The organism is Fusobacteriaceae bacterium (assembly GCA_031272775.1).
Taxonomy (GTDB): domain Bacteria; phylum Fusobacteriota; class Fusobacteriia; order Fusobacteriales; family Fusobacteriaceae; genus JAISST01.
On sequence record JAISTB010000009.1, the window covers coordinates 105,900 to 120,998 of the forward strand.

The window sequence follows — 15,099 nt, forward strand, 5'->3', positions numbered from 1 at the left end:
CCGGTCGCGTAAAAAAGTGGTGAGTCTATGAATTTCGGCATTATTCGGTATGTCATCGCGCGGATTTTGAGGTTGGAGGTCATCTTCATCCTGTTTCCGCTGGGCGTAAGTTTTATTTACGGCGAGCCCTTCGCGCTCAAACGCGCCTACGGCGTAACGATCCTGCTCTTATTCGGCGCGGCTTTTCTCCTGTCCAGAAAAGCGCCGGAAAATATGAAGCTTCACTCCAAGGAAAGTTTCGTGATCGTTTCCTTGACCTGGATCCTCATGTCGCTTTTCGCCTGCCTTCCCTTCTATCTGAGCCGCCATATTCCGTCCTTTGTGGACGCCCTCTTTGAAGTGGTCAGCGGCTTTACCACGACGGGGGCGACGATCCTGACCAACGTCGAAGCCCTGCCCAAATCCCTGCTCTTCCTGCGCGGGTTCACGCATTTCGTGGGGGGAATGGGAGTTCTCGTCCTGGCCATGGCCATCCTGTACAAAAATAACGACGAGTCCCTCTACCTGATGAAGGCCGAAGTACCCGGTCCCACCTTCGGCAAGCTCGTCGCGAAAATGTCTTACAATTCACGTATTTTGTATATCATTTACATTACAATGACCTTGATTCTGATCGTGTTGCTCTACGCGGGCGGCATGCCCCTTTTCGACGCCGTCGTTCACGCCTTCGGGACCGCGGGTACCGGCGGTTTTTCCGTTAAAAACGGCAATATCGGCGCTTACGGCAGCGCCTACCTCGAGTACGTGATCGCCGTGGCCATGCTGATGTTCGGTCTCAATTTCAACCTGTTCTACGCCCTCCTGTTGAAAAATTTTCGGCAGGTCTACAAAAATGAAGAAATGCATTGGTATTTAAAAATCGCGCTCTGCGCGACGATTCTGATCTGCTTCGACATCTATCCCCGATACGGCTCAAACCTCGCCAAATGCATCCGGGACACCTTTTTTACGGTCTCGTCGATTATGACGACCACGGGCTACGCCGTCGTTGATTTCGATACCTGGCCGGTCTTTTCCAAAGCCGTCCTCTTCGCGCTGATGTTTGTCGGCGGCTGCGCCGGCTCCACCGCGGGGGGGCTCAAGGTCTCGAGGATCATGATCCTCGTCAAATACATCAAGTCCATGGTTCGCCGGGAAGTGGACCCCAACCGCGTGACGACGGTCCGCGTGGACGGAAAGCCCCTTGAAAAGGAGCTGTTTCATCGGGTGACCGGCTACCTGGCGCTCATGGTCTTTCTCTTCATGCTGTTCATCCTCTTTATCGCCAAGGACACGCCCGATTTTCAGTCGGCCTTCGGCGCCGTGGCCAATACCATCAACAATGTGGGTCTCGGTTTCGGCAAAGTGGGACCTTCGCTGAACAACGCCTTCTTTTCCGCCCACAACAAGCTGATTCTGATTCTTTGCATGCTTTTCGGGCGTCTGGAAATCTTCCCGATGTTGATTCTCTTTTCTCCGAGCTTTTACAAGGACATGTTTTTCAAGGTCAAGATCAAAGGCATGGACGAGTATTAAGACAGCAGGCCGTATATCTTCCCGAGGGCCAGATTCCGGCACAAAAAGAGATTCAGAGCGAATTTTTCCCTGGTAAATTTGCGCAATTCCACCCGCCGGATGCAATCGGGATCCGGCTTTCTGCTGTTCGTCCCTTTTTTTGTGCTGACAAAGGCCCGGACGCCCATTTTTTTCAGCAGTTCCCGGGCGAATTTGCCGCCGTGTCCCCAGGGCCAGCAAAAAATGTCCGCTTTTTTGCCGAGATGTTTTTCGATTTCCGCCTGATTTTCCCTGAGATCCGCCGTAATCCGCTCCGTCCATTCCGCTTCGCTGACCGCGTGAAAATACGTCTTTCCGTGAATATCGACCCAGCGCTGCGCCGAACGCAAAGCCTCTTCTTTACTTTTCCCCGCCGATTCATTCGCGAAAAAAGCCCCGAAGCGTTCGTAAAAAACCGGATCCACCGTAAATCCCGCCGCCGAATAGGCGCCGCGCTCGGGAAAGAGCGGCCTGTCCCCGTCGAGTTCCTTGATCCGGTCAGACACGATGACGCTGCCGTGCCGATGGGAATGGAGTTCGAAGGAAAAACGCCCGCTGGCATCCATTTCCTGAATTTGCGCCCAGTCCAGATAGCGGGGATCCCTGCCCGCAAAGGCCGTGTTCAGAAAGACCGTGGCCCTCATGTTGTATTTTTCGAGCAGCGGAAAAACGCTCCGGTAATAGCCTGCGTAGCCGTCATCAAGCGTGATCAGGACAGGCTTTCGCCTGATCCGCCCGTCCAGGAGATCGGAAACGAAAACCGTCTCCAGATCGTTTTGCCGGATCAGTCGCAGATGCTCCTCAAAGAGCGCCGGCGTCACGGGCTCGTCTTCGGCGATCTCGTGATAGAGAAAAGCCGGAACCCCTTTGCCCCGGAAGGCCAACACGGTCGCCGCCGCCATGAAGCCCAGACCCAGCATCGGTCCCATATCAGTCCACCCCCCTCGTGTAATCGGCCGCGAATTCCCGGTAAAATTCCGTGAAACGGTCCTCCAGTATGGCGGCCCGGGCCCGTTTCATCAGACGGATCAGAAAATACAGGTTGTGCCAGGTGGCGAGACGCATGCCCAGAATCTCCCCGGCCTTGAACAGATGTCTCAGATAGGCTCTGCTGTAATTCCGGCAGACATAGCAGTCGCAGGCGGGATCGGGCGCGCCGTCGTCTTCGGCGTAGGCCTTGTTTTTCAAAATCAATCGCCCGTATTTCGTGAATATGGCCCCGTGACGGCCCAAACGGGTGGGCTGCACGCAATCCATCATGTCGATCCCCGAGGCGACGGCCTCCAGCATATCGAGAGGCTCCCCGACGCCCATGAGATAGCGCGGCTTCATATCGGGACAGCGACAGACGATATGATCGAGAATCCGGTACATGTCTTCCCGCGGTTCCCCGACGGCCAGTCCGCCGATGGCGTAGCCGGAAAATTCCCCGTCCATGGCGGAAAGCTCCCCGAGGCTCTGTTCCCGCAGATCCTCATAGATCCCGCCCTGCACGATGGCAAAGAGTCCCTGGCGGTCTTTTTTCGCGTGAGCCGCCGCGCAACGGGCTGTCCAGCGCGTCGTCCGCTCAATGGAGGGAATCAGGTATTCCCGGCTCGAGAGGCCCGGCGGGCATTCGTCCAAGGCCATGGCGATGTCGGAGCCGAGGTTGTTTTGAATGGAAATGGATTTTTCCGGCGTCAAAAAATGTCGGGATCCGTCGATCTGCGAGCTGAAGTGGACGCCCTCTTCCCCGATCTTCCGCAAGGCGCCGAGGCTGAACACCTGAAAACCGCCGCTGTCGGTGAGAATGGGGCCGTCCCAGTGCATGAAGCGGTGCAGGCCTCCCCGTCGGGCAATCAGTTCGTCGCCCGGTCGCAGATAGAGATGGTAGGTATTTCCGAGGAGAATTTCCGTTCCGATGGCCCGCAATTCTTCGGGCGTCATGGCCTTGACCGTGGCCTGGGTGCCCACCGGCATAAAAACAGGGGTCCGGATCTCGCCACGGGGCGTTTGGATCACGCCCGCCCGGGCTTTTCCGGACCGTTTTTCCAAAATATAGCTTATCGGCAGATTTCGCATAAACGCTCCAAAATTTGTATAAGATGAGAAAGCCGCTCCCTTAACGGTCCACGGAAATGACATTTTTGACGTTGCCGATGTCCTTTGCCATGTAGCCGTATTCCTGCTTGTCCTTGATTTCCACGGTGAAGCGGATATTGATCAGCATCTCGCCCTGTTCCTTGACTTCGTTGGTGTTGACGGAGACGATGTTGATCTTGTGCCCCGAGATGACGGCGACGACGTCCATTAGCACGTTGGGGACGTTGGCCACGAGGACGTTGAACGTAAATTTGTATTTCGTACCGTGCTTATCGCTTGTGACGCCGTCCTCCCAGCGGACCGGAATCTCCCGGGCGGGGTCGGCGGCGATCATGCTCTGAAAATTCTTGCAGCTCCGTTTGTGGATCGTGATGCCGTCGAGACGCGTCACAAAGCCGCCGATATCGTCTCCGGGCAGCGGCGTACAGCAGCGGGCGAATTTGATCAGCGTATTGGTCACGCCCTCGATCACGATGCCGTAGTCATTTTTCCGGGCGGAGGCCGCCCGTTCCCGCTCTTTGTTTTTTTCGAGCATGACCTCCAGCTGCGCGCTGTCCATGGGAACGTCTTTGGCCAATTTTTCCCGGAATTTGTACAAAATGCCGTCTATTTTTGTCCGGTTTTGTCCGACATAAAAGTAAAAATCATCGAGCGTGCGGAGATTGTTCCGCTCCATGTGTTTTTTGATGATGGGATTTTCCTCGACGTCTTTGAGCGTAATGCCCAGTTTCTCTACTTCTTTTTCGAGGTTGTCCCGGCCCGCCTTGACGGTTTCGCCGTAAATCTGGTCCTTCAGGATCTTTTTGATCTTGCTCTTGGCGCTCGTGGTGACGACGATGTCAAGCCAGTCCTTGGAGGGCCCTTTGGAGTTCTTCGACGTGATGATCTCGACCCGGTCGCCGTTTTGGAGTTTGTAATCCAGCGTGACGATCCGGCCGTTGACCTTGGCCCCCACGCATTTGGTCCCGATTTGCGTATGGATAGAGAACGCGAAATCAAGCGGCGTGGCCCCGATGGGGAGCTCCTTGATGTCCCCCATGGGCGAAAATACAAAAACCGTCTCCCCCATGATGTCTTCGGTTACGGTCTTAACGAAATCATGGGCATTTTCGGTCTCGTTCTGCAGCTCCAGAATATTCTTCAGCCAGCCGTAGACCTTGTCGTCTTTGCTGACGGTCCGGTTTTCTTTATAGGCCCAATGGGCGGCGATTCCCTCTTCGGCGACCTTGTCCATCTCTTCGGTCCGGATCTGGATCTCGATGAATTTCCCCAGGGGTCCCACGATCGTCGTGTGGATGGACTGGTAATTGTTGGATTTGGGAACGGCGATATAATCTTTGAAGCGCCCGGTCACGGGCTTGAAATTGCTGTGAATGATGCCCAGCGTGTTGTAACATTCCGCTTCGGTGGCCACGATGATTCTGACCCCGATCAGATCGTAGATGTCGTCAAATTCCTTCCCCTTTTCGTACATTTTTTTGTATATGCTGTAAAAATGCTTGAATCGCCCTTTTACCGTACCTTTGATGCCGTTGTCATAAATGAGTTTGACCATGGTTCGGATAAAGGAGTCGATATAGTCCTTCCGTTCGCCCCGTCTGCTGTCCACAAGGGATTTGATCTCCTCATAGACTTCGGGTTTGAGATAATGGAGCGACAGATCCTCCAGCTCCCATTTGATTCGCGCGATCCCGAGGCGATGGGCCAAAGGCGCGTAGATTTCAATGGTCTCCTGAGCCACGGTCTTTTGCTTTTCGGGCGGCATAAAACGCAGGGTCCGCATGTTGTGCAGTCTGTCGGCCAGTTTGATGATGATGACCCGAAGGTTTTTCGCCATGGCGAGGATCATTTTCCGGATATTTTCGTCCTGCTTCTTCGTCCCGTTGGGAAGCTCCTTGAGTTTCGTAACGCCGTCCACAAGGTCCGCCACGGTCTCTCCGAAATTGTAGCGGATGTCGGCCAGCGTAATCATCGTGTCCTCGACGATGTCGTGGAGGATGCCGGCCACAATGGTATCCGTATCCATCTTCATGTCGATGAGGATCTTGGTGACCTCCACCGGATGCATGATATAGTCGTCGCCCGACTTCCTGTACTGGCCGTCGTGGCTTTCTTCAGCAAAGCCAAAAGCGAGCTGAATCTTGTCCAGATCAACTTTGAGATGATTCTTATTGATTTCGTCGAGAATCTCTTTCCAGTAATCCATATTCCCCGCCCGCTTTCCCTGAAGTTTATTTTTGTCTTTATTTCAGCAACGCGCCGATTTCCGCATAGTCGGCCGTATTTTTCGCGCTCTCCGGAATAAGCCGGTAGCTGTCCCCCGCCTTTTCGCGCTCGCCGGTCTCCAAATAGAGCCGCGTCAACAGCATGTAACGAAGACCGTCGTCTCCGCCGTCGTCCGCTTCCCTCAGGAGCTTTTCAATGGCTTCCCGGGGGCCGTTGGGGATCTGCCGGATCTGCTCCATGGCCCGCTTGCCGTCGCCTTTGCGGTAATAGAGATAGGCGAGGTTTTCCCGGACATTTCTGTCCCGTTTGTCCAGTTTTTCCGCTTTTTGAAAAAATTCCAGCGCTTTGTCGTAATCGCCGGATTCTCCGTACAAGAGCCCGATCTCCTTGACGAGAACGGGGTTTCTCGGCGTCTTTTCGTACGCGCGCAAATAGACGTCCAGCGCTTCCCGTTTTTGGCCCTTCTGGTACAAATTCATGCCGCGGATAAACGTATATTCTCCGCTGTCCAGGTCTTTGGAGCGGTTTCCCCCCGTATGGGCGCAGGCGGTCAATAAAATCGCCATTCCGCACAAAATCGCTTTTCTCCCCCTCACGTTCACGCCTCCGTTTCTTCCTGTTTCTTTTCTTCGCTTTCCTTTTCTCCCGTTTCCGGGGAAATTTTTTCCAGCATCACCCGGGACACACGCATCTTGTCGAGACTGATGACCTTGATCCGAGCCCCGTCGATAGCGATCTCGTCGCCGACGCTGGCCACCTTTCCCAATTCCGCCAGGATCAGCCCCCCGAGACTCTCATAGTTGTCGGATTCGGGCAGTGACAGATCCAGTTCCTCATTGAGGGACTCAATATCGATCATGGCGTCCACGCGCCATTGATTTTCCCCCATCTTCTCGATGGCTTCCTCTTCTTCCGTATCGTATTCGTCCCGGATCTCGCCGACGATTTCCTCCAGCAGGTCCTCGATCGTGACGATCCCCACAATGCCGCCGTATTCATCGACAACCATGGCGATATGCACATGCTGCTGCCGGAATTCTTTGAGGATCTCGATGATGGACTTGGTCTCGGGAATAAAGTAGGCCGGCCGGATGTAATTTTTCACGGGATCCGAAGTTTTCCCCTCCTTGACGGACTTCATGATGTCCTTGACATAGAGCACGCCGACGACGTCGTCGATGGTGTCTTCATAGACGGGCATCCGGGAAAATCCGTTCTCGAGAATGTCCCCCCAGATTTCGTCGACGGTCTTGCTGGCCTCGAAGGCCAGAACCGACGTCCGGGGCGTCATGACTTCCTTGGCTGTGATCTCGCCGAAACCCACGATGGAGTGGATCATCTCCTTTTCCTCTTCCTCGATGACGCCCTCTTCCTCGCCCACATTGACAAAGGAAATGATGTCCTCCTCGGTCATCAGCATGGACGAGTCCTTGAGCTCAAGGCCGCACAGACGGCCCAGCATCTTCGAGATAAACATGAAAACGGCCACAACGGGTTTAAATATTATACTGAATACATATACAATTCCGATCACGTGTTTCGCTATGCTGAGCGTGTAGTTCTTCGCGATGATTTTGGGCGTAATTTCCCCGAAAATGAGGATCACGGCGGTCATGGCCAGCGTGGAGATCACGATGGAGCGCCCGGAACTGACGCCGAAGACGCTGGCGGTCAGGACGGTCGCGATGGAAGAGGACAGAATATTCACGATATTGTTCCCGACCAGAATACTCGTGAGCATCTCATTGGGGCTTTTGAGCCATTTGCGCAGCAAGCGGGCCTCGCGCTCCATGTGCTCGTTCTCGAGCTTTTCCAGATACAGGCTCCGGAAGGAGGTCAGAGCGGTTTCTGCGGCCGAAAAAAAGCCCGACAGGATTACCAGTACGGCCAACACCACGATTAGGATACTACGATACGTGTCCAATGAAAACATACACCTTCCTTGACTAAATCACTGGGTTATTTCACGGCGAAGAGTTGATCGCCCTTGCGGACAATCTGACCGTCTTCGGCCAGAACTTTGACGATCTTGCAATTCTTCGGCGCTTTGACTTCGTTCATGAGCTTCATGGCCTCAAGTATGCAAAGGGCCGCGCCGGCCAACACCTCGTCCCCTTCGCGGACAAAGGGCTCGCCGCCCGGGGCGGGGGAGCGGTAAAAGGTCCCCACCATGGGCGCGTCGATGGTTTCAAAGGCGCTCTCTTTCTTTTTCTCCGCGGCCTCTGCCGGCGTTCTGTCGGCCCGCGCCGGCTGATCAGGCGCGCCGTATTTCACCGCTTCCGCCGGAACACCCGGTTTTTCCTTTTTCATGACGACCCTGACGCCGCCCGTTTCCACGGCCACTTCGCTGAGTCCGTATTTTTCTATATTTTCCGCTAAATTACGGATGCTTTCCAAATCCAGTTTCATGCGCTTCCTCTCTGTTTCTCTCAATCGCTGCCTACGATACGCAGGTTCTTCACGCCCTCAAGCTCGGAGATCTTCTCAAGGACTCCCTCGATCTTGCGCAGAACGTTTTCGCTGGTCTGCACGGAAATCGTCGCCGTGGCCGTCCCGTCGATCGGAATATTCTGAATGATCGTCAGGATATTCATGCTCTCCCGGGCCAGCAGTTCCAGCACCTTTGAGAGTACGCCGGGCTTGTCGTACAGCGTCACGTAGATGCTGAAGACCTTGTCTTTCCCCCCTTCAAAGAAGGGTTTGATATACTCTTTGTACTTGTAGTAAGTACTCCGGCTGATGCCGATTTTCTTGATCGCGTCATATTTGGTCATCTTGCTGTTTTCCACAAGATCATTGACTTTGATGACGCTCTTGATGGAATTGGGTAAAATGCGCTTGTCTACGATGTAGTACTCCCGTTTCTCCGCTTTTTTCATCTCTTTTCCTCCTCCTGAGAAATCGTTCCCGGGCTTTTCCCGGCCGCTAATCAATTGATTTTCCGGTTTTTTTATTCATTTTGAACGCGCTCAGCGTGTTTTTCAAGAGCATGGCCACCGTCATGGGGCCCACGCCCCCCGGTACCGGCGTAATGGCCGCCGTCTTCGGCGCCACTTCCGCGAAATCCACGTCGCCGCACAGCCCGTCGGGTTCCCGGTTCATGCCGACGTCAATGACGACCGCGCCTTCCTTGACCATGGGGCCCTTGATGTATTTGGCCTTCCCCATGGCCGCGATCAGAATATCCGCTTGGGCCGTGACGCTGCCGAGGTCCTTCGTATGGCTGTTGCAAACAGTGACCGTGGCGCTTTCGGTAATCAAAAGGCCCGCCATGGGCTTTCCGACAATATTGCTCCGGCCCACGATGACCGCTTTTTTTCCCGCGATCGGAATGTCATAGCGTTTCAAGAGCTCCAGTATTCCGGCCGGCGTGCAGGACTTCAGCGAATTTTTGTCGCCCAGGAACAAAAGCCCCAAACTCTCGGGCTTGAACCCGTCGACGTCCTTGGCGAGCGCGATGGCGTCGATGACCTTTTTTTCATCGATATGCGACGGCAGCGGCAATTGCACGAGGATGCCGTCAATGTCCTCCCGGGCGTTATAGGCCGCGATCCGCTCCAACAGCTTTTCTTCGGAAACGTCCGCCGGAAGCGCCTCGTTTACGCCGTAAATTCCCACTTCCTCACAGCTTTTGACCTTGGCCCCCACGTAAATCTTTGAGGCGGGATTTTCCCCCACAATGAGGATGGCCAGTCCCGGAACCCTGCCGGTTTTCACCTTGAGCGCCGCCACTTCGTTTTTGACCTCGAGCCGGATGTCCGCGGCGGTCTTTTTTCCGTCCAATATTCGCATAAAAACTCCTTTTTCTGTTCTTTATCGGAGCAGATCGCCCTGTTTCAGGAATCTGCCGTTGACCAGGTCAGCCCCCGTCATTTTTTTCTTGTTTTCCGGTCCGGCCGCCGTAATGAGTACGGCGCCGTTTCCGCATCTGACCACGGGCCCGGCCTTTTTCACGACGCCCGTGACTTCGCCGGGAACGCCGCCCGCCGTCTGTCCCTCGTATTCCCGGACGGCGGCGATTTTGAGAATCTTGCCGTTTACGGTGGCAAAGGCCCCCGGCTGGGGATCCATGCCTCTGACGAAGTTGAAGATCTCCCGCGCGCCTTTGTTCCAGTCGATCCGCAGATCTTCCTTCCCGTAGGGCTTCACATACGTGGCGAGGGCCTCGTCCTGCTTTACGACCCGGACTTCCCCCTTTGCGATCTGATCCACGGCCCGGATCAGGGTCTGAGCCCCGAGTATCGCCAGTTTATCATGAAGGGAGGCGTAATTGTCGCTTTCCTCAATGGGGATTTTCTCCTGCAGGATCATGTCGCCCGCGTCAAGACGCTCGGCGATATACATAATCGTCACGCCCGTCTCGCTTTCCCCCGCGACGAGGGCCCCGTGTATGGGCGCGGCCCCTCTCAGTTTCGGCAGCAGCGATGAGTGGACGTTGACCGTCCCCAGCGGCGGGATCGTGAAGAGTTCCGGCGGCAGCAATTTTCCGTAGGCCACGACTACCATGAGGTCGGGCTTGAGCTCCCGGACTTTTTCGATCAATGTCGGATCTTTGAGCTTTTCAGGCTGGAGAACCGGGATGCCCCGTTCTTCGGCGTAGATCTTGACGGGTCCCGGTATGATTTTACCGCCCCGGCTGTTGGGTTTATCGACTTTCGTAAATACCGCCGCCACGTCATGGAGCGCGTCCAGCGCCCGCAGGGACTGCAACGCGAATTCCGGCGTCCCCATAAAGAGTATTCTCATATTCACCTGCTTTTTTTATTTTCTCCGGATCTTTTTGTCGTTCCGTTCCGCTTCCTCGATGACTTCCACAAAGGACTGCACATCGTTGAATTCTTTGTACACGGAGGCGAAACGCACGTAGGCGACCAGATCCAGTTTCTTCAAGCGCTCCAGCACCATTTCCCCCACTTCCTTCGTGGAAATTTCCGTCCGGAGCGAATTTTGTATGGTTTTTTCGACGTCATTGACCAGAAGTTCCAGCGTCTCCCGGCTGATGTTGCGTTTGACCGTGGCGGTCATCAGACCCCTCAAAATCTTCCCGCTGTCAAATTTATCCCGCCGTTTGTCTTTTTTCACGACATAGACGGCGTTGTCTTCGTCAACCTTTTCATAGGTTGTGAATCGTTTACCGCAAGCGACGCACTCTCTGCGCCTTTTGATGCTGAATCCTTCCATAAATGCTCTGCTGTCGATGACTTTCGTATCCTCGGCGCCGCAGTTGGGGCATTTCATCCGATCACCTCCTCAGATCATCGGCGTTTACGCGGACTCCCTTTTTCCGATACAGGCAATGACTTCCGCCGCCGTTTTGCAGGCCAGCAGCTCCTTGCGGAACGTAACTTCACGGATCAGGCGCGAAATCCGCGCGAGGACCTTGAGGTACGTCTGGCTGTCCCTGGTCGGGGAGGCAAAGACGAAGAAAATGTTGACGTCTTCGTTGTCAATGGATTTGAAATTGATCTTGCTGTCGCTGATTCCGAAGGCAATCGTCAGTCCTTTGATCACATCGGTTTTCGCGTGGGGCACCGCGACGCCCTTGCCGATCCCGGTGCTGCCCAATTTTTCCCGGTAGACGAGGGCCTTGTGCACGACGTTCCGGTTGTCTCCGATATTGTCGGACTTGGCCAGCAGATCCGACAGTTCCTCCAATACCTGGGCTTTGTCCGTGGATTTCAAGTGCAGGTCGATCAAATCCTCCGTCAGGTAATCTGTTATTTTCACAATGTCAATCATATTGTCCCCCTATCAAATAATTTTGAAACTGTAAGTTGATCCCCAGATGATAGTTGATGTATTTTTCATAAAGACCGATGACTTCCCCGATATCTTTTATTTCCGTTTTCGCTTCGTCCGAGACCAGTTCCTTTGTCCGGCCTCCATTCAGTTTATCCAATATTTGCCTCGCGCCCGCGCCTGTAAATATACAACTTTCATCACTTTTTTCCTTTGTGAAGGCCGAACGGGCCAGGGAAAGGTAGTCCCCTTTTTTCTCCGTATCCACACGGAAGCCCTCTTCTCCGATGACCCTATGGAGATACCAGAGCAGGAGCAAACGCTCCAGTCTTCTGTCGCTCTCTGTCTTCAGACGATCCAGCGTCTTGCGCGTCAAGTCGTAGAGTCTGTGGTTTTTTTCTCCGGTAAGGGGAAACCTGTTGAGGATGGCCAGCAGGCAAAGGGCTGTTTCAAAGCTGTCGCTCCGCTCACGGATCGCCCCGTAGGAGTCGATCAGCGTAAATCGCAGCAGACCGAAGCCCCCGGCTTTTTTCCGGAGGGCAAATTCCGAACGGCTGAGCATGTCGGCGGCCGGTAAATCCCGCTTCCGGCTCTTCCGTATTCCCGGGACCGTCAAGGTCAGTTTTCCGTATTCTCCGGTAAAGACGTCAAGAATCCGGTCCGCTTCCCCGAAATCCCTTTTGTTAATTACGATGCCCTCGCACAGCGTCTCGATCATTCTTCGGTCGAAAACTCCTTTTCGTCAAATTTCGGATCCGTCTTTACGCTGGTGATTTTGATTTCTCCGACGGTCGCGGTCTTTTCCAGCACCGTGAAGCGCAAGGGGAAAAGATAGCCGTCGCAGAGCGTGTAGCCGGAAAATTGAATCGTCGTTTTCTCTCCCAACTTTACGCCCTTCAGCTTGCCCGCGTAATATTCCTTCCGAAACGCGGCGTCTTCCTTCTCCATCCGGAAGATGTAGCGCAGAATGTCGATGATCTTGTCCTCGCCCTCGGGGATGGTTTCGACCTTTTTCTGCTTGAAAAGCGGAAGCCAGGTAAGTTTTTTTCCTTTGCTGTAGACGTAGAGCTCTCCCTTGTTGAGTTCGGGCGTCAGCATTTCCTTACGGACGCTGTCGGGAAGCTTGTATTTGATCACATAGGTCGAAGTGTTTTCGCTTTTGTTGGTCCGGATCGTCTCGCTGACCTGGAGTTCGAGGGTCTTGATGGCGGAGATCCGTTTGGCAGGCTCTCCCTGTGTTTCGGCCCCTCTCACGGCAAGCCCTTCCGCCAGGAGACAGAGGAACAAAAGACAAAGGGTAAGCCATTTAACGCCGCGTCGCGGGTCTTGTCCGGTTTGCGGGTCTTGCGGGAGCCGGTTGGGCCGGTCTTTGCTCGGCCGGTCGGGCTTCGGGCGGTTTCGCTTCATCCTGTGGCGCCTCCTCTTTTTCTTCAAGGATCATGATCAGAACCTCGTTCAGGTTGACAAGGTCAATGTCCGATTTGACCTTGATGCTGCGGAAGATTTCATTCTCGTTTTCGTTGATTTCCGTGACGGTCCCCACGTAAAGTCCCTTGGGGTAAATGTCGCTGATTCCCGAGGTATAGACTTTCTCGCCGACGGCGATGGCGTCCTGAAACGTGTTGGGCTCAAAATAGAGGTTGCCGTTTTCCTCGTCGCTGCCCCGGAGGATGCCGAGACTGCCGTTTTCGGTGCGGACGCTGATGCTGTATTTCTCGCCGGTCAGCATATCGACGACGCCGTAATCGGCGTAGACTTCCCGAATTTTTCCGATGACGCTCGTGTCGGCAAAGACGATCATGTCCTTGCGGATGCCGGCTTTTTCTCCGAGATCGATGAAAAAGCGCTCGTAGAGATTGTTGGGGCTGCGAAAATTGACCTTGGCCACCTTAAATATTCGATTTTCCGCGGGTCTCATTTGCAGCAGCCGCTTGAGTCGCTCATTTTCCTGGAGCAACTCCCGGTTGAACTCCGTCATCATGGCGATCTTGGCGTTTTCGGTCCTGAGCGCGCTGTTTTCCTTGACGATCTCCTTGTAGTTCAGGATGGAGCGGGCCGTCTCTTTGATGAAGACGCCGCCCTCATAGATGACTTTCTGGATCGGGAAAAAGAAATTGCTGAGGTTGCCGGTCACATAGAGAAAAGCGCCCCGGAACAGGAACAAAAGCAGGAGAATCCCGATGATAATCAATGAGGATTTCTGGGTTTTCGCCCTTTCCCGGATAATCATCCCGCCAGTCCCCGGATCATTTCCAGAATCAGACGCGCCGTGTCGACGATGTCCTTTTGCTCGATATATTCCTCCGTCGTATGGACCTTGCTCATGCCCGTCGACAGATTGATGGCGGAAAAGCCTTTACCGTTGTAAATATTGGCGTCGCTCCCGCCCCCGCCCGCTTCGACGACGCAGGGGATCCCGAGATTGGCGCAGGCCTCCCGGACGGGTTTCAGAATTTCGGCGTCGGCCGGAAAATCAAAGCCCGCATAGCTTTTGACGACGTCGTTTTCAAAAATGGCGCCGTATTTTTCCGCGGTCCGCCGGAAAATTTCCCCGGTCTCCGCGAGAAGCGCGTCCAGCTTTTCGGCCGAAAAACTCCTGGCCTCGTATTTCATGCTGACTTCGGGCATAACGATGTTTGCCGCCTCGCCGCCCCGTACGATTCCGATGTTGGCCGTCGTGTCGGCGTCGATACGCCCGAGTTTGATCTGCGTGATCGCGTGGGCGGCCACGGTCAGGGCGTTGATCCCCGTTTCGGGGGCCAGCCCCGCGTGGGCGGCCTTTCCGATGATCCTGATCCAGCCGTTGGCGGAATTGGGCGCTTTCGTCACAGCGACGCCGGGTTTCCCCGCCGAATCCAGCACATAGACAAATTCCGGCGCGTATTTTTCTATCGCGAAGTGTTTCGCGCCCAAAAGACCGATCTCTTCGCCGATGGAAAAGGCCAGCACAATGTCCGGGCGCTCGAGTTCATTCTCGAGAAGGACCTGCGCCGTTTCCAGCATGGCCGCGATCCCCGACTTGTCGTCTCCGCCCAGGATGGACGTCCCGTCTGTCCGGATCACGCCCGCTTCCTCCACGGGCATAATCGTCTCACAGGGAACGACCGTATCCATATGGGCCGTAAACATCACCGCCCTCTTGCCGTTTCCGGGGATGAAGGCCGTGATGTTGCCGCAGTCGCCGCCTTCGGCGACGCCCGCCTCGTCTTCAGTTACCGTAACGCCCATTTCCTGCAATGTCTCTATCAAATACTCCCCGACGCGCCGTTCGTGCAATGAGGGGGAGGGGATCTTCACGAGGTCCAGAAATCGCCCGATCAATCTTTTTTCGTTTACCATTTCCGCTCCTTATGCTTGTTTCCGTTGATTCAGTATCAAAATTTTACTATGTTTCCGAAAAAAAATGTTTCCTGTCTGTACTTATTATACTACCTTTTTGGATTTTCTGCAATAAACAATATACAAAAACTGTTTTCCGGATATGTCCGGCAGGGATAAGGATAAAAATTCAGGAATATT

Annotated in this window: 16 protein-coding genes; 1 reads left to right on the top strand and 15 read right to left on the bottom strand. The window is 54.4% G+C overall.

The window, feature by feature from the left end:
- The first annotated feature begins 27 nt into the window (after positions 1–27).
- Positions 28–1,515 (top strand): TrkH family potassium uptake protein, encoded by a 1,488-nt coding sequence (locus LBQ97_03015; protein ID MDR1831690.1) that lies wholly within the window; start codon positions 28–30, stop codon positions 1,513–1,515.
- Here LBQ97_03015 and LBQ97_03020 read toward each other — a convergent pair.
- Genes LBQ97_03020 through LBQ97_03090 form a run of 15 tightly spaced genes read right to left on the bottom strand, consistent with a single transcriptional unit; the run spans position 1,512 to position 14,919 of the window.
- Positions 1,512–2,462, bottom strand: coding sequence for a polysaccharide deacetylase family protein (locus tag LBQ97_03020; GenBank protein MDR1831691.1), 951 nt, complete (start codon positions 2,460–2,462; stop codon positions 1,512–1,514). The genes LBQ97_03015 and LBQ97_03020 overlap by 4 nt on opposite strands.
- A 1-nt stretch (position 2,463) precedes the next feature.
- Positions 2,464–3,594 carry a tRNA guanosine(34) transglycosylase Tgt gene (tgt, locus tag LBQ97_03025; protein MDR1831692.1) on the bottom strand — a complete coding sequence of 377 codons (1,131 nt, stop codon included), beginning with the start codon at positions 3,592–3,594 and terminating at the stop codon, positions 2,464–2,466.
- A 40-nt stretch (positions 3,595–3,634) separates the two neighbouring features.
- The gene (locus LBQ97_03030; protein ID MDR1831693.1) at positions 3,635–5,821 is read right to left on the bottom strand and encodes a bifunctional (p)ppGpp synthetase/guanosine-3',5'-bis(diphosphate) 3'-pyrophosphohydrolase; all 2,187 of its coding nucleotides are present in this window, start codon (positions 5,819–5,821) and stop codon (positions 3,635–3,637) included.
- A 37-nt stretch (positions 5,822–5,858) separates the two neighbouring features.
- Positions 5,859–6,407 carry a tetratricopeptide repeat protein gene (locus LBQ97_03035; protein ID MDR1831694.1) on the bottom strand — a complete coding sequence of 183 codons (549 nt, stop codon included), beginning with the start codon at positions 6,405–6,407 and terminating at the stop codon, positions 5,859–5,861.
- A 32-nt stretch (positions 6,408–6,439) separates the two neighbouring features.
- Complete coding sequence (locus LBQ97_03040; protein MDR1831695.1) at positions 6,440–7,765, bottom strand: hemolysin family protein; 1,326 nt, start codon at positions 7,763–7,765, stop codon at positions 6,440–6,442.
- Positions 7,766–7,800: 35 nt separating this feature from the next.
- Entirely contained in the window at positions 7,801–8,250 is a 450-nt protein-coding gene (gene accB / locus LBQ97_03045) for an acetyl-CoA carboxylase biotin carboxyl carrier protein (protein MDR1831696.1), read from the bottom strand.
- Between the two features lie 20 nt (positions 8,251–8,270).
- On the bottom strand, positions 8,271–8,720 hold the full coding sequence (locus LBQ97_03050; protein ID MDR1831697.1) for an ACT domain-containing protein: 450 nt from the start codon (positions 8,718–8,720) through the stop codon (positions 8,271–8,273).
- 46 nt (positions 8,721–8,766) lie between these two features.
- Positions 8,767–9,633 (bottom strand): bifunctional methylenetetrahydrofolate dehydrogenase/methenyltetrahydrofolate cyclohydrolase FolD, encoded by an 867-nt coding sequence (gene folD, locus LBQ97_03055; protein MDR1831698.1) that lies wholly within the window; start codon positions 9,631–9,633, stop codon positions 8,767–8,769.
- A 21-nt stretch (positions 9,634–9,654) separates the two neighbouring features.
- A complete protein-coding gene (gene fmt, locus LBQ97_03060) occupies positions 9,655–10,587 on the bottom strand; it encodes a methionyl-tRNA formyltransferase (GenBank protein MDR1831699.1) in 933 nt (310 codons plus the stop codon).
- A 15-nt stretch (positions 10,588–10,602) separates the two neighbouring features.
- Positions 10,603–11,079 (bottom strand): transcriptional regulator NrdR, encoded by a 477-nt coding sequence (gene nrdR, locus LBQ97_03065; GenBank protein ID MDR1831700.1) that lies wholly within the window; start codon positions 11,077–11,079, stop codon positions 10,603–10,605.
- 27 nt (positions 11,080–11,106) lie between these two features.
- Positions 11,107–11,580 (bottom strand): PTS sugar transporter subunit IIA, encoded by a 474-nt coding sequence (locus LBQ97_03070; protein MDR1831701.1) that lies wholly within the window; start codon positions 11,578–11,580, stop codon positions 11,107–11,109.
- A complete protein-coding gene (gene recO / locus LBQ97_03075; GenBank protein MDR1831702.1) occupies positions 11,573–12,298 on the bottom strand; it encodes a DNA repair protein RecO in 726 nt (241 codons plus the stop codon). Before recO ends, LBQ97_03070 begins: the two co-directional genes overlap by 8 nt.
- Positions 12,295–12,987: a hypothetical protein gene (locus LBQ97_03080; GenBank protein MDR1831703.1), complete on the bottom strand. Its 693-nt coding sequence runs from the start codon at positions 12,985–12,987 to the stop codon at positions 12,295–12,297. The genes recO and LBQ97_03080 overlap by 4 nt, the downstream gene beginning before the upstream one ends.
- Positions 12,887–13,810: a rod shape-determining protein MreC gene (gene mreC / locus LBQ97_03085; GenBank protein MDR1831704.1), complete on the bottom strand. Its 924-nt coding sequence runs from the start codon at positions 13,808–13,810 to the stop codon at positions 12,887–12,889. The genes LBQ97_03080 and mreC overlap by 101 nt, the downstream gene beginning before the upstream one ends.
- Positions 13,807–14,919, bottom strand: coding sequence for a M20/M25/M40 family metallo-hydrolase (locus LBQ97_03090; protein ID MDR1831705.1), 1,113 nt, complete (start codon positions 14,917–14,919; stop codon positions 13,807–13,809). The genes mreC and LBQ97_03090 overlap by 4 nt, the downstream gene beginning before the upstream one ends.
- Positions 14,920–15,099 lie beyond the last annotated feature (180 nt).